Annotated in this window: 18 protein-coding genes; 12 read left to right on the top strand and 6 right to left on the bottom strand. The window is 67.1% G+C overall.

Going from position 1 to position 23,140, the window contains the following annotated elements; genetic code table 11:
* Positions 1-20: 20 nt before the first annotated feature.
* The 3 genes from ABD231_RS37335 (at position 21) to ABD231_RS37325 (ending at position 3,526) form a co-directional block, all read left to right on the top strand.
* On the top strand, positions 21-1,253 hold the full coding sequence (locus tag ABD231_RS37335; protein ID WP_344163455.1) for an ROK family transcriptional regulator: 1,233 nt from the start codon (positions 21-23) through the stop codon (positions 1,251-1,253).
* A gap of 87 nt (positions 1,254-1,340) precedes the next feature.
* On the top strand, positions 1,341-2,519 hold the full coding sequence (locus tag ABD231_RS37330) for a peptidase MATCAP family protein (protein WP_344163452.1): 1,179 nt from the start codon (positions 1,341-1,343) through the stop codon (positions 2,517-2,519).
* The gene (locus tag ABD231_RS37325) at positions 2,516-3,526 is read left to right on the top strand and encodes an ATP-grasp domain-containing protein (RefSeq protein ID WP_344163450.1); all 1,011 of its coding nucleotides are present in this window, start codon (positions 2,516-2,518) and stop codon (positions 3,524-3,526) included. Before ABD231_RS37330 ends, ABD231_RS37325 begins: the two co-directional genes overlap by 4 nt.
* Here ABD231_RS37325 and ABD231_RS37320 read toward each other — a convergent pair.
* A complete protein-coding gene (locus ABD231_RS37320; RefSeq protein WP_344163448.1) occupies positions 3,448-4,773 on the bottom strand; it encodes an amidohydrolase family protein in 1,326 nt (441 codons plus the stop codon). The two genes, ABD231_RS37325 and ABD231_RS37320, sit on opposite strands and share 79 nt — an antisense overlap.
* A 74-nt stretch (positions 4,774-4,847) precedes the next feature.
* The gene (locus ABD231_RS37315; protein ID WP_344163446.1) at positions 4,848-5,792 is read right to left on the bottom strand and encodes a GlxA family transcriptional regulator; all 945 of its coding nucleotides are present in this window, start codon (positions 5,790-5,792) and stop codon (positions 4,848-4,850) included.
* Between the two features lie 109 nt (positions 5,793-5,901).
* On the opposite strand from ABD231_RS37315, the gene ABD231_RS37310 reads away from it, so the two are divergent.
* Positions 5,902-6,363 (top strand): hypothetical protein, encoded by a 462-nt coding sequence (locus ABD231_RS37310; protein ID WP_344163444.1) that lies wholly within the window; start codon positions 5,902-5,904, stop codon positions 6,361-6,363.
* Here the strand turns inward: ABD231_RS37310 and ABD231_RS37305 are convergent.
* Entirely contained in the window at positions 6,333-7,241 is a 909-nt protein-coding gene (locus tag ABD231_RS37305; RefSeq protein WP_344163442.1) for an AraC family transcriptional regulator, read from the bottom strand. The two genes, ABD231_RS37310 and ABD231_RS37305, sit on opposite strands and share 31 nt — an antisense overlap.
* Positions 7,242-7,337: 96 nt before the next feature.
* On the opposite strand from ABD231_RS37305, the gene ABD231_RS37300 reads away from it, so the two are divergent.
* The 7 genes from ABD231_RS37300 (at position 7,338) to ABD231_RS37270 (ending at position 16,377) form a co-directional block, all read left to right on the top strand.
* Positions 7,338-9,458 carry a family 78 glycoside hydrolase catalytic domain gene (locus tag ABD231_RS37300; RefSeq protein WP_344163440.1) on the top strand — a complete coding sequence of 707 codons (2,121 nt, stop codon included), beginning with the start codon at positions 7,338-7,340 and terminating at the stop codon, positions 9,456-9,458.
* Positions 9,455-10,729, top strand: coding sequence for an ABC transporter substrate-binding protein (locus ABD231_RS37295; RefSeq protein WP_344163438.1), 1,275 nt, complete (start codon positions 9,455-9,457; stop codon positions 10,727-10,729). The genes ABD231_RS37300 and ABD231_RS37295 overlap by 4 nt, the downstream gene beginning before the upstream one ends.
* Positions 10,729-11,589, top strand: a complete 861-nt coding sequence (locus ABD231_RS37290) for a carbohydrate ABC transporter permease (RefSeq protein ID WP_344163435.1) — start codon at positions 10,729-10,731, stop codon at positions 11,587-11,589. The genes ABD231_RS37295 and ABD231_RS37290 overlap by 1 nt, the downstream gene beginning before the upstream one ends.
* A complete protein-coding gene (locus tag ABD231_RS37285; protein WP_344163433.1) occupies positions 11,586-12,401 on the top strand; it encodes a carbohydrate ABC transporter permease in 816 nt (271 codons plus the stop codon). Before ABD231_RS37290 ends, ABD231_RS37285 begins: the two co-directional genes overlap by 4 nt.
* A gap of 31 nt (positions 12,402-12,432) precedes the next feature.
* Positions 12,433-14,415, top strand: coding sequence for a GH39 family glycosyl hydrolase (locus ABD231_RS37280; protein WP_344163430.1), 1,983 nt, complete (start codon positions 12,433-12,435; stop codon positions 14,413-14,415).
* Between the two features lie 52 nt (positions 14,416-14,467).
* Complete coding sequence (locus ABD231_RS37275; protein WP_344163428.1) at positions 14,468-15,445, top strand: AraC family transcriptional regulator; 978 nt, start codon at positions 14,468-14,470, stop codon at positions 15,443-15,445.
* Between the two features lie 92 nt (positions 15,446-15,537).
* A complete protein-coding gene (locus ABD231_RS37270; protein WP_344163426.1) occupies positions 15,538-16,377 on the top strand; it encodes an oxidoreductase in 840 nt (279 codons plus the stop codon).
* Between the two features lie 738 nt (positions 16,378-17,115).
* Here ABD231_RS37270 and ABD231_RS37265 read toward each other — a convergent pair.
* Positions 17,116-17,808: a glycoside hydrolase family 12 protein gene (locus tag ABD231_RS37265; protein WP_344163423.1), complete on the bottom strand. Its 693-nt coding sequence runs from the start codon at positions 17,806-17,808 to the stop codon at positions 17,116-17,118.
* 212 nt (positions 17,809-18,020) lie between these two features.
* On the opposite strand from ABD231_RS37265, the gene ABD231_RS37260 reads away from it, so the two are divergent.
* Positions 18,021-19,049 carry a LacI family DNA-binding transcriptional regulator gene (locus ABD231_RS37260; protein ID WP_344163420.1) on the top strand — a complete coding sequence of 343 codons (1,029 nt, stop codon included), beginning with the start codon at positions 18,021-18,023 and terminating at the stop codon, positions 19,047-19,049.
* Here the strand turns inward: ABD231_RS37260 and ABD231_RS37255 are convergent.
* Both ABD231_RS37255 and ABD231_RS37250 read right to left on the bottom strand, forming a co-directional pair.
* Positions 19,022-20,965, bottom strand: coding sequence for a beta-galactosidase (locus tag ABD231_RS37255; protein WP_344163575.1), 1,944 nt, complete (start codon positions 20,963-20,965; stop codon positions 19,022-19,024). The two genes, ABD231_RS37260 and ABD231_RS37255, sit on opposite strands and share 28 nt — an antisense overlap.
* A complete protein-coding gene (locus ABD231_RS37250) occupies positions 20,965-23,139 on the bottom strand; it encodes a WD40/YVTN/BNR-like repeat-containing protein (protein ID WP_344163417.1) in 2,175 nt (724 codons plus the stop codon). Before ABD231_RS37250 ends, ABD231_RS37255 begins: the two co-directional genes overlap by 1 nt.
* Position 23,140 lies beyond the last annotated feature (1 nt).

Here is a 23,140-nt window from a genome sequence, read left to right as displayed (position 1 = left end):
AGTGATCTGGAGGGCAACGGGTGCGACAAGCAGGTACGAACCTCCCCAAAGTCGGGCGGTACAACCAGGCGGTGGTGCTGGAGCAGATCCAGCATGCCGACGGCATCAGCCGTCAGGAGATCGCCGATCACACCGGCCTCACGCCTCAGGCCGTCTCCGGGATCGTCCGCCGGCTGCTCGACGAGGGCATCGTTCGCGAGGACGGCGCCAGCCGGGTGAGCAGCGCCGGGAAGCCACGCACCATCCTGCGCATCAATGCCGACGCCGGGTGCGCGATCGGGCTGCACTTCGATCCCGCGGAACTCGCCTGTGTGGCCGTGGACCTGCGCGGCCAGCCCATCGTCACCAAGCGGCTACCCACGCCCGCGGGCGCCGAACCCGTCGAGGTCGTCGCGTCGATGGCAAGGCTCGTCCAGGAGGTTCTCGCCGCGGTCTCCCCCGACCGCGTCCTAGGCCTCGGACTGGCCAGCCCCGGACCGATCGACCAGGAACACGGGACCGTGGTTACACCACCCCAATTGCCCCACTGGAACCGTGTACCGATCAAGCAGATGCTGACCGACGCCACCGGTATGACGGTCACCCTGGACAACGACGCTTCCGCCGCCGCGATCGGCGAGCGCTGGGCCGGCGCCGGTCGCAGTGTCGGCAACCTCGCCTACTTCTTCTTCGGTACCGGGATCGGCGGCGGCCTGATCCTGAACCAGCAGGTGTACCGAGGTGGATCGTTCAACGCGGCCGAGTTCGGCCACACTTCCGTCGTACCGGACGGGCTGGAGTGCTACTGCGGCAACCGGGGCTGTCTGGAGACCGTGGCGCGCCCGGCCGCGATCGTCGCCGAAACCCACCGCAGGCTGATCGCCGGCAGTCCGAGTTCCCTGTCCCAGCGGTTCCGCCTCGCCCCCGCCTCGGTCGACATCCTGACGATCCACGAGGCAGCGGCTGCCCACGACCCGCTGGCCGCCGGCGTCCTCGCCCAGGCGGCCGACCAGGTCGCCGCCACGGTCGTCAACGTCGTCAACATCACCGACGTGGACCTGGTCGTCCTCGGCGGCCACGGCATCCGGCACATCGGCGAACGCTATGCCGAGACCGCCCGCCGAGCCCTCGCCACCCGCGCGATGTCCAGGCACATCCGCGGGGTCGACGTCGTGCTGTCCCCGCTCGGCGCCGACGCCGCCGCGGTCGGTGGCGCGGCCCTCGTCCTGCACCGCGCCTACTCCCCCCAGCTGTCCGAACTCCTCTCGGAGTGATCAGGCAGTCACCCATAATTAAACAAAGTGTTTTCTAGTTGTTGGGCTTTCTGCTTGCCTGTGATGCTTCGTGGGTACGGCAGGAAGATGAGCTCTTCGACTCAAACGCTCGGAGCCGCCGTCGGCATCGACGGGCGGCTGACCGCCATCGAGCGCAGACTGGATCTGCTGCTCAACCTCACACCGGTCAACGCAGCCGAAGCGTGGACGGACTTCGAACGCGGTGACTTCGGCTCGGCGCCCACGCTGCGGCTCCGGCCGCTGGAGTTCGAGCCCGATCTGGTCCGCCGGGAGCTGTACGACCTCGAGATCGAGACCATCGACGATCCCGCGCTGCACACACTCTTCCGGGCGAAGCGCGACGAGATCGCCCGCGAGATCACGGTCCTGGAGGACCGCGACACCTCACGCTTCGTGTACGGATCACTTCAGCTGTACGGCGAGGTCTCCCCTGCGCTCGCGTCGGCGGCCGAGGAATTGCTCAAGCTCATTCCGGTCCAAGCTCCGAGTAGCCGCAGTGTCACGGCGGCTACTTTCGCGCAGGCGGCCAAGGAGGAGTTCGACCGCTACCAGGCTATGTATCCGGACTTCCCGGCGTCCGTCGAGGTTCGTGAGGACGTCTCCGAACTGATGGTCTCGTTCGGAAAGCTGCTCATCCCGGAAACCGCCGCGATCCGGGCGGACCGCGTCGAGCCCCTGCTGCACCACGAGGTCGGAACCCACGTCGTCACCTACCAGAACGGCGCCCGGCAACCGTTGACCCTGCTGAAGATCGGACTGCCCGGGTACGACGAGACTCAGGAGGGTCTCGCGGTCCTCGCGGAGTACCTGACCGGCGGACTGGACCCGCGGCGGCTGCGGGTGCTCGCGGCCAGAGTTGTTGCCGTCGGCAAGATGCTGGACGGCGCGGAGTTCCCCGAGATCTTCAAGTCGCTCCGGGAAGACCACCGGATCCCGGCCAAGACGGCCTGGTCGATCGCCATCCGGGTCGTCGTCGGTGGCGGCTCCGTGAAGGACGCGATCTACCTGCGCGGGATCACCCGCATCCTCGAGACCATTGCGGAAGGCAACAGCCTCGACGTGCTCTTCGTCGGCAAGCTCGCCCTCGACCATGTCTCGCTGATCCAGGACCTGCTCGACCGCGGCGTCCTCGAAGCACCGTGGATCCGCCCACGCTGGCTGGATGTGCCCGGGGCTCAGGACCGCCTGAACCGACTCCGTGCGGGAGCCTCGGTCACCGACCTGTACGACGGAGCCGTCTCGTGAAGGTCGCCTTTTTCGTCAACGATGTCCCCGCCGAGGTGGACGAGTACGCGACCACGCGGCTCGCCAGGGCCGCCGTACAGGGTGGGCATCAGGTTTGGTACGTCGGAGTCGGCGACGTCGAGGCCGGTCCGGCCGACGGGGAACTGACGGCTCGGGCTCATGCTGCGGAGTTTGAGCAGGGCGACACCCTCGCGACCTTCATGGAGCGCGTCAAGGAGCGCGATGCCGAGCGGATCGCGACGGACGACCTCGACGCCGTGTTCCTGCGCAACGAATCGATCGACGACCTGCGCGAACGGTCGTGGGCAAGCCCGCTGGGGGTGGTCTTCGGGCAGATGCTCAAGGAGCGCGGCGTGACGGTCGTGAACGATCCCGCCTGCCTCGGCCGGGCCACGAGCAAGCTCTACCTCGAGGAGTTCCCGGCCAAGATCCGGCCTCGCTCGCTGGTGACCCGTGACCCGGAAGCGATCGAACGGTTCGCCGCCGAGGTCGGTCACTGTGTCGTCAAGCCGCTGTACGGATCCAAGGGCCGCAACGTGTTCATGATCGAGGACGAGGACGAGGCGAATCTCGCCCAGATGACGGAGGCGGTCCTCGAGGACGGCTATGCGATCGCTCAGGAGTTCGTCGACGGCGGTGCCGACGGCGACGCCCGGATCTTTCTGCTCGAGGGCAAGCTCCTCGAGTGCGACGGCAAGCCGGCCGCGTTCCGCCGAGTGCCGACGGGGAACGACCCGCGCGCCAACATCAGCACCGGCGGCCACCCCGTCCCGCTCGAGATCGGCGACGCCGAACGCGGCATCATCGAAGCGATGAGCGAGAAACTCGTTGCCGACGGCATGTTCTTCGTGGGGATCGACGTGATCGGCAGCAAGGTGGTGGAGATCAACGCGGAGAGCCCCGGCGGTCTTCAGGCCATCGAAAGGCTCTACGACGTCGACGTCTGCCCGACCGTCATCGACGCGCTCGAACGCCGTACCTCTGCGGGCGGGGTGCGGTCCACCTGATACCCGTTCTTCCAGATGGTGTGGAGGGTACGGAGGTTGGTGATGTCCCGGGTCGGGTCGGCGCTGGTCAGGATGAGGTCGGCGCGGCGGCCCGGGGTGATGCGACCGCGGTCGGCAAGGCGCAAGTGCCGAGCCGGTGCGGCGGTGGCGGCCGTCAGGGCCTCTGCGGGCGTGAGGCCGGCCCGGACCAGGTGTTCGAGTTCGGTCAGCAGGCTCGCGCCGCTCACGTTCGCACGGACTGGAGCGTCGGCGCCGGCCAGGACGGGGATGCCTGCGGCGTGGAAGCGGCGGACGTTGGCCGAGGCGATCCCGAGGAGGTCCGGTCGGCCCGGCCGCTCCGGCGGTTCCTGGGAGAGCAGGTACTCCTGGGTCGGGCTCAGCCACGGCGTGATCCGGTCATCGGCGAGCAACGACTTCGCGCCCAGACCCCAGTCGACAACCGAGAGCGTCGGTACGGCGAAGCTGCCGGACCTCCTGATCATTTCGACCTCGGCCGCGCCGGCTACCGCGTTGTACGGCACATGCACGATCCCATCGGCGCCGGCGCGGACAGCCTCGACGTACAGCTTCAGCTTCTCCACATGCCCAACCGCTAGCCGCCCCCGTCGATGCGCGGCCGCGATCGTGGCGGTCACCTGCGCGAGAGTCAGCGACGGCAGCGGCCGGTCCGGCGGATCCCCCGGCTCGTACACGAACTTCAGATAGTCCGACCCTTCCTGCAGCCGATCGGCGACGAAGCTGTCGAGGTCCGTGTCGGGCAAGACCCGCGGGAACTCATAGCCCGGCCTCACCGGATGACCGCCCGGGACAGTCACGCCATTCCCCGCGGACCACAGATCCGCGGCCGTCACCTGTTTCCGCGACCGCCGTTGCCGTTTCGCGGCGGCCAGTTGGCCAGGCTCGCCGAACATCTCCAGCTCGGTCGTCACCCCGAACCGCAACGCATCCGCAGAACTGCCTTCGAAGGTGTGCACATGACTGTCGATCAGCCCAGGCAGCAACGTCCCGCCTCGCCCGTCGACCACCGCCACACCCTCAGGAGCAAGGTCGCCGATTCGGGCGATCAACCCATCGCGGATCAGCACCGACCGTCGACCGTCCAGCATCCGCCGCCCGTCGAAGATGTGGACGTTGCGAATCAGCACCGACCCACCCTCCGGCCGCGCGGCCGCCGACACCCCCGGCCAGGCCGCGCTGACTGCCGCAACGGGCACGATCCCCAACATCTGCCGTCTGGAATATCCCATGCCCAGCACGCTAACCAGCCGCCGTCCGCCGGCCATCGAACTTCCGGACCTACCTGCCCACCGAAAGTCGCGCGCTAGCTAGCCGGGCGGAAGGTTCGGCGGTAGGCGCCTGGGGGCACGCCGACTGTCTGGGCGAACAGGGTGCGGAAGTTGCTCGCGGTCGGGAAGCCGACCTTGTCGGCGATCCGGTCGACGGTGTAGTCGGTCGTTTCGAGCAGCTCTTGGGCATGCCTGATCCGGACACCGGTCAGCCACTGGATCGGGCTCTGCCCGGTCTCCTCGGTGAACCGTCGCGCGACCGTCCGCACGCTCATCCCGGCTGCCGCGCCGATGTCGGTGAGAGTCAACCGCCGATGGGCGTTCTCCTCGATCCACGCGAGCACGCGCTCGAGGTTCGCCGTGTGTTGGGTCGGCCGGTTGCGGAGGATGTACTGCGCTTGCCCGCCGGTGCGATGGAGCGGCGCGACGGCTATTCGCGCCGCATCCGCCGCAACCGCGACGCCGTAGTCGTTCTCGACGACGTGCAGGCACATGTCGATGCCGGCGGATGCGCCAGCCGAGGTGAGGATCGAGCCGTTGTCGGTGTAGAGGACATCCGGATCGACTCGGACCGACGGATACTCCCGTGCCAGCCGGTCAGTCGCGAGCCAATGGGTGGTCGCGAGCATCCCATCCAGCAGGCCCGCCTCGGCCAGGCTGAACGCACCCACGCAGATCGACATCAGCCGCGTGCCCCGATCCGCGGCGGCGCGCAGAGCGGTCAGCACCTCCGGCGACGTTGGGGCCGTCGGATCGTTGCGGCCCGGTACGACGATCAGGTCGGCGCGCTCGAGGATGTCGACGCCTGCCCCGGGCATGATCCGCAGCGGCCCGGCTCCGACCGACGACTCGGATCCGGCCACCACGACGCGATAGCCCGCCCGCCCATCCGGCAACCGCACCCGCCCGAACAGCTCCACGGGCGTGGCCAGATCGGCGGCGATCACATCCTCCAGAGCCAGCACAGCAACCAGTTGCATCTCCACAGATTAACCACTTCAGAGAACAATGAGCGGGTTGGCCAGATCCAGGCACTTTGTGTCCAGATCGCCAATGGCACCGCGCCGACGACTAGCCAAGGATGTCCGCATGACGGCGTTCCTGCTCTCGGTCCACGTCCTTGCCGCGATCCTCACCATCGGCCCGGTGGCGATCGCGGCCAGCATGTACCCAGCGGCGGTCCGCAGCGCCGCCCAGCACCCCGACGACCCCGGCAAGCCCGCGACGGTCGTCGTACTGCATCGCATCACCCGCGTCTACAGCGTGATCGCGATCTTCGTCCCGGTGTTCGGCGTCGCCACCGGTGCTCAGCTCGGGGTACTCACCGACACCTGGCTGATCGTTTCGATGGCCCTCACCGCCGTGGCCGCCGCCATCCTGATCGGGCTGATCTTGCCCGGCCAGCGGCAGCTGCTCAGCGACGTCTGGGTCCACCGCGACGTCGCGGCAGCCGGCCGCCGGCTCGGCATGCAGACCGGCATCTTCAATCTGCTCTGGGCGATCGTCGTCGTACTGATGATCTATCGCCCTGGTTCGACCACCGGAGCCTGATCACGCTGACGCCGATAGGTAGTCGGGTTGACACCGTAGTAGGCCTTGAAGCGCCGAGTGAAATGACTCTGGTCGGGCCAGCCGACAGCAGCGCCGACCGACGAGATCGGGTGGTCGGTGGTGCCCAGCAAGATCGCGGCCGTCTCGGCACGGTGGTGGGCCAGGTACGCGAGCGGCGGCAAGCCGGTGTTCGTCTTGAACAGCCGGATCAAGTAGTTCGGAGCCAGATGACAAGCATCGGCCAAGTCCTGCAACGTCCACCCGCGCGTCACATCCGCCTCCAGCATCCGAATCGCCTGCAGTACGGCGGGATGCGTGAACCGCAGCGGCGATTCGGTCCCGTACTTCGCCTCACCGGCCGCGCGAGCCAGTAGTCCGAGCCCGAGCGACAACCGTCCGATCACATCGGCGCGGTACCGCTCGGTCCGCGGTGGCCGCAGATCGGACAGCGGTTCGAGATGAGCGACGTACTCGGCCAGCACGTCCGCTTCGAGATGCAACGCCAGCGTGCCCTGATGTCCAGGCGTATAAGGCCCTTCGAACAACAGGTAGGACAGCAAGGGATCCTCACGCATCCACGCGAGCTCCCGCCGCAACATCTCCGGCGCGAACCCGCAGTTGAAGACCTCCAACTCGTGGCAGTCCTCCAACGCATGCCACGCCCCTGGGCGCAGCAGTACGACGTCTCCGACCGTCAGCAACTGGGTTCCGAGCGGTGACAGGTGAGTGCCGCTACCACCAATGACCGTGAAGATCTCAATGAAACTGTGGGTGTGCACCGGGTGGCTGTCCAGGTGCAGGTGCCGCCCGGCTCCGGCCGTGATCTCGTCGGTGAAGAAGATCAGGCCGCTCTCGAGCGCGACCGGCAGTTCGGCCATGGCATCCACCTCCATCCGAGCCTGGGGTTAGTTTCGTCCAAGTAGCGGTTCATCCGGGCCTATCTGGGCGTGTCCACGGCGGCGCACCATCGCTGGGTGACCTACTGGATCGGCAACCACGACTGGGAACAGCCCGGCAGCACGCCGGCCGCCCTCCCGATCTTCCGCACGACGTTCGCCGTCGACGCCCTGCCCACCCAAGCCATCCTTCGCGTCACCGCCCGCGGCGTGTACGACGCGATGGTCAACAATCACGCGGTCGGCGCGGCTGTCCTCGAACCGCCGTACACCGACTTCTCCCGCCGCGTCGTCTACCGCGACTACGACGTCACGACCGCACTCTGGCCTGGCGAGAACACGATCACGGTCGAGGTCGGTCCCGGCATGGCCCATGTCCCACCGACCCCCGACCGGTACCAGAAACTCACCCGCTCCGACGGACCACCCCGCCTGTACGCCGAACTCCGCCTCGACGGCGTTGTCCACGACCTCAGTTGGCAGACCTCTCTCGGCCGCACCACGTTCTCCAGCTGGTACGGCGGTGAAGACTACGACGCCACCCGCACTCCCACCGGCTGGCGAGACGCCACCATCAGCGACGGCCCCGCGATCTCGATGACCTCCGCCCCGGCCATCGAGATCGTCGAAACGCTCACCACACAAGCGATCACCCAGCCCGAGCCCGGCACCTACGTCTTCGATCTCGGCATCAACTTCGCCGGCTGGCAACGCCTCACCGTCGAAGGCCCACCAGGAACCACGATCACCATGCGCCCCGGTGAGGTCCTCGACGAGTACGGCTACGTGCGCCAGACCTCCGATGGCACTGGCGGCCCGATCTGGGACACGTACACCCTGGCCGGCTTCGGCCCGCAGACCTGGCACCCAAAGTTCCGCTACCACGGCCTCCGCTACGTTCAGGTCGACGGCCTCCCCCACCCACCGCGCCCCGACACGATCGAAGGCCTAGTCCTCCGCACCGCGAACCGCCAGGTCGGCCGCTTCGCCTGCTCGGACCCGCTGATCACCAAGCTGCACACGCTCATCGACCGAGCCATCCAGTCCAATATGTACTCGGTCCTCACCGACTGCCCGCACCGCGAGAAGCTCGGCTGGCTCGAGGAGATCCACCTGGTCTTCGGCCCGATCGCCTTCGGGTACGACGTCGCCGACTACTACCGTGAATTGCTCAAAGTCGTCGCCGAGGCGCAGACCGCCGACGGCCTGGTCCCGGACATCGCCCCGGAGTACACGGTCTTCGAGGGCGGTTTCCGCGACGACCCGAACTGGGGCAGCGCCCTCGTCCTCGCCCCTTGGCTGCTCTACCGCCAGTACGGCGACGTCGACACTCTCCGCGAGCATTTCCCCGCAATGGTCCGGTACGTCGACTATCTGACCAGCAAGGCGAACGACCACCTGCTCGATCACGGTCTCGGCGACTGGGGTGCGTTCGACGAATCGACCCCGACCCAGCTCACCGCCACCTTCGGCTACCTCCGGGCGGTTCAGACACTGCACGAGATCGCGACCGTCCTGCACGAGGACACCACGCCGTACAAGGAGTTGAGCGCTCGCATCGCCGAAGCCTTCCAACGTGCTTTCCCCCGCTACACCACCCAGGCCTCGTGTGCGCTGGCGCTCGAACTGGGCGTCGTACCGGCGTCGTCCCGTGGCGCGGTTCTGCAGCAGCTCATCGACGACATCATTGCGCAGGGCAACCACCTCACCGTCGGCGAGATCGGCCTCGGTCCGGTACTGCGCGTGCTCGCCGAAGGCGTTCGCCACGACGTCATCTGGGACGTGGTCACCACCCCCGGTTACCCCGGTTACGCCCACCTGACAACCCTCGGTACGACGTCCCTCCCGGAGTACTGGAACGGCTACGGCTCGCACAACCACTTCATGCTCGGCGTCGTCGACGACTGGTTCACGCAGCACCTGGCCGGTCTGCAATACAGCGCGACGGACCTCGTCATCCGCCCGGTCGTGGTCGGCGATCTCACCTGGGTCGAGGCGGAACACCAAGACGTCCGAACCGCCTGGCATCTCACCGGCGAACGCTTCCAACTCGAGGTGACCACCGACCGTCCAGCCGTCATCCACTTGCCGCACACCGGCCGCATCACCGCCCCACAGAGCGCCGAGCCGATCGGACCGGCGACTTACCGCGTCGGCCCCGGCGACTGGCTCTTCGTTCGCGAAGGAGAATCTCGATGAAACGCACGATCCTCGGCCTCCTCACCGCCGCCCTCGTCCTGGCCGGCTGCGGCAACCCGATGACCAAGACCGGCGGCCAGACCTTCCCACAGGCGGCCACCGACCTGAACGGCGTCACCCTGACGGTCTGGCAGTCGAACACCCTGCAGGCCGGCTACAAGACCCTGTTCGCGGACTTCGAGAAGGCGACCGGAGCGAAGATCCGACCAGAGATCTTCCCCGACCCGTACGAGTCGAACCTGCTGACCAAGTGGGCGACCGGGACCCGGCCCGACCTGATGATCTTCCAGTCGACCGCCAGCTTCATGCGTCGCCTCGATCCGGCCAAGAACCTGTACGACCTGACCGGCCAGGACTTCGTCGCCAAGCAGCGATTCGGCCTCGCCAAGACTGCCGCCGTACTGGATGGCAAGAACTACGGCCTCAGTCTGGAACCGCCGAGCGTCTTCGGCCTCTGGTACAACAAGCAACTCGTCCCGAAGCCGCCCACCAACCTCGCCGAACTCGTCAACGCCTGCAAGACGATCAAGCAACAACACCCCGGCGTAACCCCGCTGTACGACGCGGGCGGCGACCAGTGGACGACGCAGATCTTGCCGTTCATGCTCTGGACCGACGCGATGAAGGCCGGCCTCCAGGACAAGCTCAACGACAACCAAGCCCAGTGGACCAATCCGGCGATCGTCGACGCACTCAAGGCCTACAAATCACTGGAGCCATGTTTCAACAGCAACCTGAAGACCGGAACGTACGCCGAGCAGCAGGAGAAGTTCGCCGCAGGTCAGGTCGCGATGATCCCGCAGGGCACCTGGATCAGCTCGGACTTCGTGAAGTCGATCGGCGTGACCGCGATGAACGAGAAGCTGGGCTGGCAGGCGCTGTCCACGACCAGCCCGACAGCGGCGTACTCCACCACCTTCTCGATCCAGATGCCGCGAACCGGCAACGAAAAGCAGGAGCAGGCGGCCGCAGCCTTCCTCAAGTTCGCCGCGGGTGCGGGATATCAACACTTCGTCGACGTGCAGAAACAAGCCCCGGCGCTGACCGGCTTCACCACGCCAACCGAGGTCCCGGCCGCGACCCAGGCGGCGTACGCGGCACTCGAGAGTGACGGCACCAGCTATCCGCAGTTGTTCGCGGCCGACTTCGGCCCCTTCCCGACCTTCATGAGCAAGCTGATCAACGGCTCGTCGACTCCCGAGCAGGTGGCCGCGGATCTGCAAGCGGCGTGGGCGAAGAGCGCCAAGACGGCAGGACTGACCGGGTTCTGATGACCACCTCGCTCAGAGCCCGAGCCGGTACGGCGGGATTCCTGCTGCCCGCGCTCCTCGTGGTGGCCGTCTTCTACCTGGTCCCGAACCTGCTGAATTTCGCGCTCGCGTTCACCGACTGGTCGGCGTACAAGGACACGATCGCCTTCACCGGACTGGCCAACTTTCGCGAACTCCTCCAGGAAGGTGCCCTGAGCACCGATCTCCGGGTGACCGTGGTCTACGCGGTGGTCGTGATGATCGCGCAGAACCTGGCCGGGCTGCTGCTCGCGTTCGCCCTCGAGAAGCCCAGCCGCGTGCACGCTTTCTTCCGCGCGGCGTTCTTCCTCCCGGTGCTGATCTCGCCCTTGGCCGCCGGCTATGTCTTCAAGGCCCTGCTCGCGGATGACGGCCCACTGAACCGCGCTGCCGGGATCGAGGTCTCGTGGCTCGGCAGCACCACGTGGACGATCGTCATCGTCGCGCTGGTGAACGCCTGGAAGTTCATGGGCGTCAACATGCTGGTCTACATCGCCGGCCTGAACGCGATCCCCGGTGAACTGCTCGAGAGCGCGCGCACCGATGGAGCAAGCCGTTGGCGGATCATCCGGTCGGTTCAACTGCCATTGCTCGCACCGGCGATCACGTTCAACTTCGTCACCACGCTGATCGGGGCGTTCAACACCTTCGACATCGTCTTCGCGATGACGAACGGCGGTCCCGGCGACTCGACGCAGGTCCTCAACATGTTCATCCAGCAGCAGTACGCGCAGGGGTACTACGGCTACTCGATCTCGATGGGCTTACTCCTCCTGCTGCTCGTCTGCGCGGTCGCGTTCCCGCTGCTGATCACGCTCCGCCGCCGGGAGGTCGACGCATGAGGACGATCAAGTACGTCGTACTGTCCGTCGCCGCCGGCCTGGTGATCGGCGTACCGCTGTGGATGGTGCTGGTGAACGCGGCCAAGCCCTTCGCTGAAGCGCGGACCCCGGGATTCGGGCTGCCACACGACTGGGCGATCATCGACAACTTCCGGACCGTGCTGACCGAGGGCCGTGCCGGTGTCGGCCTGCTGAACAGCCTGCTGATCACGGCCGGTTCAGTCGCCTTCATCCTGATCGCCGGGGCGATGGCCGCCTGGGTGTTCGCGCGGAGCGAGTCCCGTCCGGTCCGGCTGCTCTTCTACGCCAGCATCGTCGGCATCCTCGTACCAGCGCCGGTCATCACCTCCGTCTACCTCGACGCCCAACTCGGCCTGCAAGGAACGCGGTTGTCGCTCATCGGCCTGTACGCCGGGGTCTATCTCTCGCTGGCGATCTTCCTGATCACCGGTTTCGTCCGCTCGGTACCGCGGGAACTCGAAGAGGCCGCGCAACTCGAAGGCGCAGGCCGGTTGCGGATCTTCGCCACCATCGTCTTCCCGCTGCTCGGTCCGGTGCTGTTCGCAGCCGGGATCGTGTTGTGGGTCTTCATCTGGAACGACTTCTTCTACGCGTTCTTCCTGCTCAGCGGTGAGAGCCGGCAGACGCTGCCGCTCGGCCTGTTCGCCGTCGTCAGCTCGAACTCGCACTCGACCAACTGGAACTACGTCTTCGCCGACGTGATCGTGGTCAGCCTTCCCCTCGTCCTGGTCTTCGTCCTCGGTCAGCGTCGCATTCTGGCCGGAGTGATGGCCGGTGGGATCAAAGGCTGATCAGCCGCCCAACCCTCAAGGAGAAACACTCATGCGTCGCTGGACTGCACTACTCCTGCCACTCGTCCTTGCACTCATACCTACAACGGTCCGCGCAGCACCCGCTGCGACTGTCGAGGTGTCGGCCGTCTACGGCACCGACAACGGCACGTTGAACAAGGAGCTCGTGCTCCGTGCCTCGCAGGGCGGTTACCTCACCCTGCAGAACCTGCACGTCCTCGCGGACCACGCCGACGAGCTCGCCGATCTCGGGCTGCGCGAGATCCGCGTCGACCACGTCTTCGACGACAGCTTCTACGGCGTCGTGAAGGGTGTCGACAAGTTCGATTTCAGCAAGCTCGACGCCGTACTGAAGCCGCTGGTCGACCACGGCATCCGCCCGTGGATCAGCCTCAGCTACATGCCGGGTGCGTTCGCCACGAACGGTCTGTTCAGTCCGCCGAAGGACTACGCCGCCTGGGGCCGCGCGGTCGATGCGATGGTCTCCCACTACGCGGCGATGCCCGGCTCCAACTACCGCGGCTGGAACTGGGAGGTCTGGAACGAGCCCGACAACAAGGGCGGCTTCTGGACCGGCACGACAGCGCAGTACAACCAGCTGTACGCCGCCAGTGCGCAAGCCGTGCGGCATGGCGACCCGACCGCGAAGGTCGGTGGACCCGGTGTTGCGACGCCCACGGTCGGACTGCTCGGCGGCTGGCTGGACTACATCGCGGCCAACCCCGGGATCCCCTGCGACTTCGTGTCCTGGCACTCGTACGGACCCAACGACTTCAACAGCACCCAGGACATCCGCGGCGAAATCTCCCGCCGCGGCATCCCGGCCAAGCAGCTCTACATCACCGAGTGGAACTCCACATTCGCGATGAACAACGGTCCGGGGACTTGGCCGGACACGCACCAGACCGCGTCGTACGCGCTGCAACGGATGTACGACGCGCTCGGCGAGACCGGGCTCAACGGCGTGCACTTCTTCAGCGGACTCGAGGGCTGGCGCCCGAGTGCGGACTTCAACGGTGACCTCGGTCTGCTGACCGTCGACGGCCGGCGCAAGGCGGTCGGCAACGCGTTCGCGATGTTCGATGCCCTCGGCAACACCAAGCTCAGTACGACGATCAGCGGGAACAGCGGAACTGCGACGTACGGGTTGGTCACTGCGGACTCCGCGGCGAAGAAGACCACCGTCCTGCTCTGGAACAACACCCTGAACACCACGACCTTCCACCCATCGGTGAGCGGCCTGCCGTACGCCTCGACCAACTTCGCGGTCACCCAGTACGCGGTGAACGCGCAGAACTCCTACTCCGACAACGCGGCCGGTCAGAAGAACCTGCGACCCAGTGCACACGAGCCGCTCCGGGCGTCGAACCGCACGGTCGTTGCCTCGGCATCTAACTGGTCCAGCACGGTGACGCTTGCACCGAACGCGGTCGCGCTGATCGAGCTCACGCCGTCGTCCGAGGCCCCGGGTTCGAAGCCGGTACCGGGCGTGCAGTCCACGATCGACTTCGCACGGGGCGTGACGGTTGCCCCGAGTTCGTCGTACACGAACGCAGGTCAGGGTTGGGGGCCGAGCGCACTCGTCGACGGCCGCCGGTACAGCTACACGGGCGCGAACGAGGGCAACCCGACCATGGGCTGGACCTCGGCCGAGCACCCGACCGCCACTGCCTCCGAGTCGGTCCGCGTGGACCTGGGCGCAACCCGGACCTTCGACGCCGTGACGCTGTGGCCGCGCAGCGACCAGTTCGGTGACGGCCGCGGGTTCCCGGCCGACTTCACCATCGTAGGCTCGAACGACGGCACTACCTGGTCGCCGGCCTTGGTCACCAAGACCGGGTACGGCGCTGGTGCCCCGGTGCTCGGCCCGCAGACGTTCGCAGCCGCAGGCTCGTTCCGCTACCTGCGAGTCTCGGCGACGAAGCTCGGGCTCCCGATCCCCGAGGCCGCCGGCAACGCGTACCGCTTCCAGCTCGCCGAGCTCGAAGTGACCGCACCGATCACTCTCAGCTAGTCACCCCGCGACGAGGCGCTGCGGCCTGCAGCGCCTCGTCTACGATCACCTCATGGCGGGTCAACGATTCGACTTGGAGCCGAGTCTCCAGGCGCTGCTTCGCGACCTCGGCCTTCCTCCCGCCCGGGTGCTGCGGCGAGCCCAGCTGCCGGCCGACCTGTTTGCCCATCGGCCCATCGAGCTCTCTCCCGCGGAGTACTACCGATTCTGGGAAGCACTCGCGGCCGAGGGTGGGGACCGTGATCTGGCGGTCGACATCGGCGAGGCGATCTCGGTCGAGCTGTTCTCCGCACCGATCTTCGCCGCGCTCTGCAGCCCGAACCTCGCCACCGCCGCGCAACGGCTCGCGACGTACAAACCGCTGATCGGCCCGCTGCGATTGGACGTCGACACCTCGGACGCGCTGACGATCACCTGTGCCTGGCCGTCCGACCCGCCGGCGTTGCTCGGCACCATCGAGCTGATCTTCTGGACCGCGCTGGCGCGCATTGCCACCCGCGAGCAGGTCCGGCCCGCTCGCGTCACGATGCCCGACCCCGCGGCCAACCGCGCGGTGATCGAGGACTATCTCGGAACGCGGCTGCGCAAAGGCACCACGTACTCCATCGCCTTCACAGCCGCCGACGCCACGCGACCGTTCCTCACTGAGAACGACCAGATGTGGCGGGTCTTCGCCCCCGACCTCCGTCGTCGGCTGGCTGACCTCCAAGCCTCGGCCACTGTCGCCGACCGCGTCCGCGCCGCCCTCACCGAGACGCTGCCCGCCGGCGATGCTTCGATCGGCGCGGTGACGCAGCAGCTCGCCACCAGCGCGCGGACCCTGCAGCGCCAGCTCAGCCAGGAAGGTACGTCGTTCCAGGCGATCCTGGCCGGGACCCGGGAGAACCTCGCGCGGCACTACCTGATCAACGGCGATCTGCGGACCTCGGAGATCGCCTTCCTGCTCGGCTACGACGACACCAACTCGTTCTACCGAGCGTTCCGGACCTGGACCGGCACAACACCGGACGCCATCCGGCAGTTGGCGTGACCTGCAAGTAGATCGGCGTCCTGTGCTAGTGGAAGGACCGCCTGTCACTCCTAACTTGGTGACCAAGAAGAAGCCAAGAACAGGAGAAAGTCATGCCCACCCTCGTCGCCCTCGTCACCGGCGCTTCCTCCGGTATCGGTGAAGCCACCGCCCTCGAACTCGCCAAGGCCGGCTACACGGTGTACGCCGCCGCGCGCCGCGTCGAGCGGATGACCCACCTCACCGGGTCCGGCATTCACCCGATCGCCATGGACGTCACCGACGACACCTCCCTGCAGGAAGGCGTCGACAAGATCATCGCGGATGCAGGACGTCTCGACGTACTGGTCAACAACGCGGGCTACGGATCGTACGGCGCTCTCGAGGACGTGCCGATGGACGAAGCCCGCTACCAGTTCGACGTGAACGTGTTCGGCGCCGCGCGGCTCACCCAGCTCGTCCTCCCGCACATGCGCGCCCAGCGCAGCGGGAAGATCGTCAACATCACCTCGATGGGCGGCAAGGTCCACACCCCGCTGGGCGCCTGGTACCACGCCACCAAGTTCGCGCTGGAAGCGATCAGCGACTGCCTCCGCCTCGAACTCTCGCCGTTCGGCATCGACGTCATCGTCATCGAACCCGGCGGCATCAAGACCGAGTGGGCCGACATCGCCGCCGGCAAACTCCGCGCGGTCTCCTCCACCGGCCCCTACGCCCCACAGGGCAACGCCGTAGCCAACTCGCTGTCCGCCGAGTCCAACCAACGCCGCGCCTCGCCGCCGGAACTCATCGCCCGCACAATCCGCAAAGCCGTCACGTCCCGCAAGCCGAACACCCGCTACGCCGTCGGCTTCGGCGCCAAGCCAATGATCTTCCTCAAGGACGTCCTCCCCGACCGCACCTTCGACGCCCTGATGCGCCGAGCCACCGGAGTCCCATCACCCCGACCCTGAACCGGCCGCTACACGATCCGGTACGACGTTGGGCACGGGTCAACCATCTGCGCGGTCGGAAGGCGGTCGATGGGTGCTCAAGGTGAACTGGTCATGGCGACATTGAGCACGATTCGACCGTTTCGGTGGGGTGTCGATGGTTGATGGGTGCCCAAGGTGATCGCCGGCCGCGATCACGGGGTCCCGGGACTGCCCGGGTTCGTTGTCCGATGGATTTTCGTCACCGAGTCCCCAAAATCCATCGGATAGCGCAGATCACGACCATCACGCACCTCAGCCATAGCCCGTCAGCCCCAGACGACGCGCAGCCGCGGTCGCCGGCCTCGCCAACCAGCCCAGCCACCCGCTTGGCGCACCCTCTGGTTTTGTCGGCCGCCTTTTGGTGGTCGAGTCGGGGTACAGGTCCGAAAGGACTCGGCCGGGGGCGTGCGCTGTGGCTGATCGCCGCTTCCGGCCGACTAGAAAGACAGCGTGGCTGGGCGCCGCGGTGGCTGAGGTGGATGGTGCGGTCGGTGACCGCGGCTGCAGGTCGCTTGGGGCTGCCGGGCTGTGGGCGCCGTGCGGGACAGAGGCCTGCTGGCAGCTGACCCACCCCGCGCCTCACCAAAGCCGGGCCTCGTCGTGCGTGGAGCGCGGTGGTGCGTTGGGCGGTAATTTTTTCGCGTATGGCGCCCCAAAGTTACCGATCAACGAAACCTCCGCAGAGGGGGCGGGCTGGGTGCGCGCCCCCTCGCTTGCTCAGGAGAAGTTGACCGAGTAGCTGTTGACGTTGAAGTTCAGGCCGCCGCTGGACGACGTGATCTCGTAGCCGAACTGGACGTCGGTGACATTGACGTCACCCATCCAGCCGGCGTTGCGCAACCAGTTCAGGACGGCCTTGATGTCGACCGAACCCGAGTTGGTGTTGCCGGTGCGGACGAACGAGAAGACCGCGTTGGAGCCGTTCGAACCGCGGTGGACGTCCCAGGTGTGACCGCCGACCGAGGTGGTGGTCTGGCGGCTGCCGATGGGGCCGACAGCGCCCTGCTTGTTCATCCAGATCATGATTTCGTAGTTGTGGCCGTCGGCCCAGATGTCGTAGCAGGTGCAGTACGCGCCGCTGCCGGGCCTGGACACGTTGAAGTTGCTGGTGAGACTGCCGAGCGAACTGATCCGCCGGTTGATGTCCCGGGCGGAGTGCGGGTAGGACTTCACACCGCCGGTGTTCGGGTGGTTGGCCCAGACACCGAAGTTGCTGTAGGAGTTCGCCCAGATGGTCTGGGGCCCGGCACCGCTGCCCCAGACGTTGTTGCGGACCGTGTAGCCGCCGTTCGACCACGTCCCCCACTTGTCGCTCGACGACCAGGTGGCGGCCTGCGCCGGCAGCGCCGACACGAACAGAGCGGCCAGCAGCGTCACCAGCGCCGCGACCGGTTTCCAGGTTTTCATCATAGTTTCCCTTCTCGGAGTGGGCGTCGGCGACGGGTAATCGAAGCGCTTCGATAATCCGCCGAAAAAAGAGGCGGAAGAACCCGCCACCGACTCCAGGGACCTCCACTGTCGCAATGCGAAGCCAGCGGGTCAATATCTCGGGAGGTGCTATTATCGAAGCGCTTCGACCTGCAACTCTGACTAAACTGAAACTCCGACTCCGAGGTGGGGCCATGGTGACCATCGCCGATGTTGCGCGGCATGCGGGCGTCGCGACCAGCACCGTGTCCTATGTTCTCAGCGGGAAGCGCTCCATCTCCCCCGAGACACGCCAGCGCGTGAACGCAAGCGTCGACGCGCTCGGCTACCGGCCGAATGCTAGCGCTCGTGCCCTCGCCTCGAACAGGTCGAACGTGCTGGCCCTGGTGATCCCGCTGCGGGCCGACATGCACGTGCCGGTGCTGATGCAGTTCGCCGCGGCCGTGGTGACCTCGGCCCGCCGGTACGACCATGACGTCCTGCTCCTCACCGCGGACGAGGGCGCCGCCGGGCTGGAGCGGATCCAGCAGAGCTCGCTGGTCGACGCGGTCGTGGTGATGGACATCGAGCTGCACGACGAACGGGTCCCCCTGCTCCGCGGCCTGGACCTGCCGTCGATGCTGATCGGGACTCCCCTCGACTCCGACGGCCTGACCTGTATCGACCTGGACTTCGTGCAGGCGGCGGAGCTCTGCGTCGATCATCTCGCCGACCTCGGGCACCAGGATGTCGCCCTGCTGGGCACACCGTCCGCTGTGTACGAACGCCAGACCGCGTTCGCGCATCGCACTCTCGAGGGCTTCCGCTCGGCCGCCCGGCGTCGCGGTGTCCATGGCGTGGAGACCCCCTGCGAGCCGACCCACGAGGCAGTGCTGAAGACGGTCCAGGAGTTGCTCACCCAAGAGCCCGGCCTCACCGGACTTGTGGTTCAGAACGAGCCGATCATCGGCCCGCTGCTCGAGGTTCTGCGCCGGCTCGGCCGCCGGGTCCCCGAGGACATGTCGGTGCTGGCGATCTGCGCGGACGACGTCGCCGAGGGGCAATCTCCCCGGCTGTCCTCGGTGTCGATCCCGGCCGACGAGATCGGCGGGCGGGCCGTCGACCTGCTGATCGGCAAGCTGGACGGGCTTGCCCCAGCACCGACGACCCTCGTCCCGGCTGTGTTGACCGCGCGCGCGAGCAGCGGTCCCGCGCCTCAGCCGGACCGCTCCACCACCGCCTGATCTCCTGGCTTCAACGTCAGGACGCCCTCGATGGGCTGCCGGCTGATGAGGTCGTGCCCTTCGATCTCGATCGTGGCGTCACTCGTGCCGTGGTTCAGCAGGAACGTCCAGGTGGTCTCACCCTGTCGTCGGCGCACCAGCTCCACGTCGTCCGGCAGGTCCGGTACGGCGACCCCGGCCCGTCGGCAGGCGGTCTCGACGAGCCGCTGGTAGCCGGCGTCCTCGAGTTGGGTCGACACGTACCACGCCTCGCCGCCACCGAAGGAGTTCCGAGTGATCGCCGGCGAACCGGCCAGCGGCCCACTCGCATAGACGTCGATCACCTCCGCACCCTCCGGCCCCACGTGCTCACTCCACCACCGTCCTTTTCCGGCGTCGGCCAGCTCGGTCTCGGCGACCGGATAGAACTCCTCGACCCGGATTCCGAGCAGCTCACGGAATGCACCCGGATAGCCACCGAGAAATACCCGGCAGTTCGGGTCCACAATGCCGCTGAAATACGTCATCAGCACATGACCGCCCGCCGCCACGTATTCACGCAGTACCGCCGCGTGAGCTGGATCGATCAAATACAACGACGGCACCACGACAAGCCGGTACGGCGACAGGTCGGCCGACGGATGAATCACGTCGACCCCGATCCCGGCGCGCCACAACTGCCGGTGCGCGGACTGCACCGCCTCGAGGTAGTCGAGCTCCGACGACGGCAGATGTGTCCCCTGCATCGCCCACCAGGCCGCGCTGTCCCAGAGAACGGCGACCTCCGCCTCGACCTGGCTGCCGCTCACTTCATCCAGCCGCCCCAAGAGCCCACCGAGCTCGCAGACCTCCAGGAACCGGCGGGACTCCTGCCCGGCGTGCGGCACCATCCCGGGATGGTGCTGCTCGGCCCCGCCGGCCGAAGCCCGCCACTGGAAGAACATCGCACCGCGGGACCCACGGGCGATATGCGACAGACTCATCCGAGTCATCCGGCCGGGCTCCTTGGTCGCCCAACGCGTCCCGACGTTGATGCCACCCGCGGCCTGCTCCATCAGCAGCCACTCGCCGCGCCGCGCCCAACCACGGGCGAGGTCGGCGGCGAAGGCCGTCTGTTCCTCGGGCCCGAGCCCAGTCCCGGACGGGTAGTTGTCGATGGCAACAACGTCGACAGCGTCGGCCCAGCGGTGGTGATCGACCGGCACCCAACCACCGAAAACGAAGTTCGTCGTCACCGGGACATCCGGCGTCGCCGCCGCGAGGATCGCCTTCTGCTCCTTGAAGGCCGCGAGCAGTTCGTCCGACCAGAACCGCCGATAGTCGACGTACTGTGCCGGATTCACCAGGTACTGCGTCGCCCGGGGCGGCATCACCTCGGCCCAGTCCGAATACCGCTGACTCCAGAACGACGTCGTCCACGCCGCGTTCAGCGCATCAAGATCGCCGTACTGGTAGCGGAGCCAGGTGCGGAAGGAGCCCGCGGCCTGGTCGCAGTAACACGTGGTGCCGTACTCGTTGTGCACGTGCCACATCGTCAGCGCCGGATGTTCGGCGTACCGGTCGGCCAGCACACCGCAGATCCGCGCCGCCGCCTCGCGGTAGGCCGGCGAGCAGACGCAGTACGTGTCCCGGCTGCCATGGGTCAACCGGGTTCCGGTCGGCGTGACCGTGAGGGCTTCCGGGTGCTGCAGGCTGAACCACGGTGGTGGCGACGCGGTCGGTGTCGCCAGATCCACACCGATGCCGTGATCCGCGAGCTGGTCGAGCACCGTGTCCAGCCAGCCGAACTCGTACTGCCCGGGCCGCGGCTCGAGGTTCGACCAGGAGAAGACGCCGACCGTGGCCAGGTTCACCCCGGCCCACTGCATCAGTTCGGCGTCCTCCTTCCAGGTCTCCGGCGACCACTGCTCGGGGTTGTAATCGCCACCGAAGTACATCAACAGATCTCTCCGTAAGGGATGCCAAGTCCGTTCGTGGACACGAACACTCGTCCGAACACCAGCGGGTCGCCGGTGATCGCATCGTTGGTCGAGGCGTACTGGTGCTGGTCGTCGTTGATCCGGATCCAGGTCTGGCCGATATCGTCGGAGCGATAGATACCCCACTGACCGCCGACCTTGCCCGAGATGTACGCCGCCATATGCGACCGTCCCGGCGCGGCCTTGCCGAAGCCGATCGTCAGCGCCTGCTCAACCGCCGCGAGCCGCTCGAACGTCACGCCTTGGTCGGTGGAGCGGTACAACCCACCACTTCCGCCCGCAAGCCAGCAATGCCCGGCCTGATCCAGCACGGTCTCCAGCTTCACCCCGGACAGCACCAGACCCGTTGCCGTCGGCACGAAAGTCCGCCCACCATCAACACTCCGGTACGCCGTCCCTGAGGCGACCGCGTAGAACAGCGCCGGGTCCACGCGGTCGCCGACCACCGTGACGTCGTTCGGAAGCCCTTCGACCGGAGACCAAGTGGCACCGCGGTCTCGCGAGAAGTGCGGGACCTGGTTGCCCGGGACCCACACCAGAGTGCGCGCATCGGTGCTGACGGCAACCTTCCCGGTCTGCGTCAGTCCAGCAGGCTCACCGGGGAACGGAGCCCACGTCTTACCCGCGTCGACCGAGATCGCGCCGCGCTCCCCCGCACCGGCATTCGCCAGCCGGACGACGAAGCCCGGCGTACGAGCGGCATAGTCGAGACTCGGCGACGTACCGCTGACCGGGTTCGCAGCCTGACCATCCGGCGGTACGACGTCCAGCCGGTCGTGCCGGTAGACGCCGATGTCGCCGAGCGCGCTGATCAACGGCGGTCCCCACGGCGGGCTGATCAGGTCCAGCACCGCGGTCTCCTCGAGCCCTTGCGCCCGCACCGACCAATGCGTACTGCGGCCCCGCTCGGCATTCGTCACATCATCGGTGCCGAACACCGTCGCACCCGTCACGTACATAACCTTGTTCGAGTCGAACGGATCGATGGAGATGTCGCCGATCATCCAGCCGAGTTTCGCCTTCTCTCCATGGAAGGTCAGGTACGGCGCTCCGGACACGTCCAGCTCGAGATGTTCGGTGATCGAATGCCAGGTGGCGCCACCGTCGACCGACCGGAAGATGTCGTCGACCGGACCCCAGCGGCTCATCGTCGCCACCATCACCACGCCCGGCTTGCGGGGATCGAGTGCGAGACCCGCGTACCCGAACCCGGCCTCACCCCCGGTGTTCGGCCGCAGCGGCGTGATGTCGGTCCACACCCCGGTCCGGGTGTCGAGTTTGTGGACTGAGCCGTCGTACATCTCGTACGGCCCCGGGCGGTCGCCGTAGGTGACATAGAGGAAGCCGTCGGGACCGAGCTCGCCGTGATGTGGCATCAGACCGGTCGGTTGACCAGCGACCGGCTGCCAGGTCGAGCCGCCGTCCGTACTGCGGTGCAGCGGTGACGCGAGGTCCGTCCCACCGACGTAGATGGTCGGCGTCGGCTGACCGCGCCGGGCACCACGCGGATCGAAGAAGACGAACCCGAGCCCGATCCCCGCCGTACCGGTGTTTGGGAAGCTGTCCACGCGTGCCCAGGTGACGCCGCGGTCCGGGCTGCGCCACAAGCCCTGGTTGCGGGTGCCGAAGTAGAGCACGCGGCCATCCATCGGGTCGACGACCAGCCGCTCGCCCATCGACCGGCCCGGCTCGTTGCCGCCCAGCTTGAACGGCAGATCCGTCCGCTCGAACGTCCGGCCCTGGTCCCGCGAGCGCAGGATCGCGCCGTTGATCGGCGACCACTCGTTGGTGTACGTGCCGGCCGCGAGATACAGCCGGGACGGATCCGCCGGATCGAGAGCGAGGCTCTCCACACCGGTCAGGCTCCAGTCCTCGAAGCCGACCCAGTTCAGTAGTTGCACCCAGCGCTGCGTGCGCTGGTCCAACCGCGCCGCACCGCCGATGTCGGTACGCAGGTAGACCAGGCCGCGCTGCTTGGGGTGATGGATGATGCCGGTGACGAAGCCGCCACCGACGATCTCGACATTGCGCCAGCGATACCGCTGCCCCGGCGCCGCGGTGGCAGACTGCGCCGACGTGGTGGCGACAGCGGCGGCTCCGGCGCTCAGTGCCAAGAAGTTCCTACGCTTCACG

This window comes from Kribbella yunnanensis, from assembly GCF_039529655.1.
GTDB classification, from domain to species: domain Bacteria; phylum Actinomycetota; class Actinomycetes; order Propionibacteriales; family Kribbellaceae; genus Kribbella; species Kribbella yunnanensis.
This window is presented reverse-complemented; position numbering and strand designations above follow the sequence as displayed.

Coding starts and splice junctions, on each gene's coding strand:
- ABD231_RS37330 (WP_344163452.1), top strand. CDS start 1,341: ATGAGCTCTTCGACTCAAACGCTCGGAGCCGCCGTCGGCATCGACGGG.
- ABD231_RS37285 (WP_344163433.1), top strand. CDS start 11,586: ATGAGGACGATCAAGTACGTCGTACTGTCCGTCGCCGCCGGCCTGGTG.
- ABD231_RS37320 (WP_344163448.1), bottom strand. CDS start 4,773: ATGGGATATTCCAGACGGCAGATGTTGGGGATCGTGCCCGTTGCGGCA.
- ABD231_RS37310 (WP_344163444.1), top strand. CDS start 5,902: ATGACGGCGTTCCTGCTCTCGGTCCACGTCCTTGCCGCGATCCTCACC.
- ABD231_RS37260 (WP_344163420.1), top strand. CDS start 18,021: ATGGTGACCATCGCCGATGTTGCGCGGCATGCGGGCGTCGCGACCAGC.
- ABD231_RS37295 (WP_344163438.1), top strand. CDS start 9,455: ATGAAACGCACGATCCTCGGCCTCCTCACCGCCGCCCTCGTCCTGGCC.
- ABD231_RS37315 (WP_344163446.1), bottom strand. CDS start 5,792: ATGCAACTGGTTGCTGTGCTGGCTCTGGAGGATGTGATCGCCGCCGAT.
- ABD231_RS37255 (WP_344163575.1), bottom strand. CDS start 20,965: ATGTACTTCGGTGGCGATTACAACCCCGAGCAGTGGTCGCCGGAGACC.
- ABD231_RS37265 (WP_344163423.1), bottom strand. CDS start 17,808: ATGATGAAAACCTGGAAACCGGTCGCGGCGCTGGTGACGCTGCTGGCC.
- ABD231_RS37280 (WP_344163430.1), top strand. CDS start 12,433: ATGCGTCGCTGGACTGCACTACTCCTGCCACTCGTCCTTGCACTCATA.
- ABD231_RS37275 (WP_344163428.1), top strand. CDS start 14,468: ATGGCGGGTCAACGATTCGACTTGGAGCCGAGTCTCCAGGCGCTGCTT.
- ABD231_RS37270 (WP_344163426.1), top strand. CDS start 15,538: ATGCCCACCCTCGTCGCCCTCGTCACCGGCGCTTCCTCCGGTATCGGT.
- ABD231_RS37305 (WP_344163442.1), bottom strand. CDS start 7,241: ATGGCCGAACTGCCGGTCGCGCTCGAGAGCGGCCTGATCTTCTTCACC.
- ABD231_RS37290 (WP_344163435.1), top strand. CDS start 10,729: ATGACCACCTCGCTCAGAGCCCGAGCCGGTACGGCGGGATTCCTGCTG.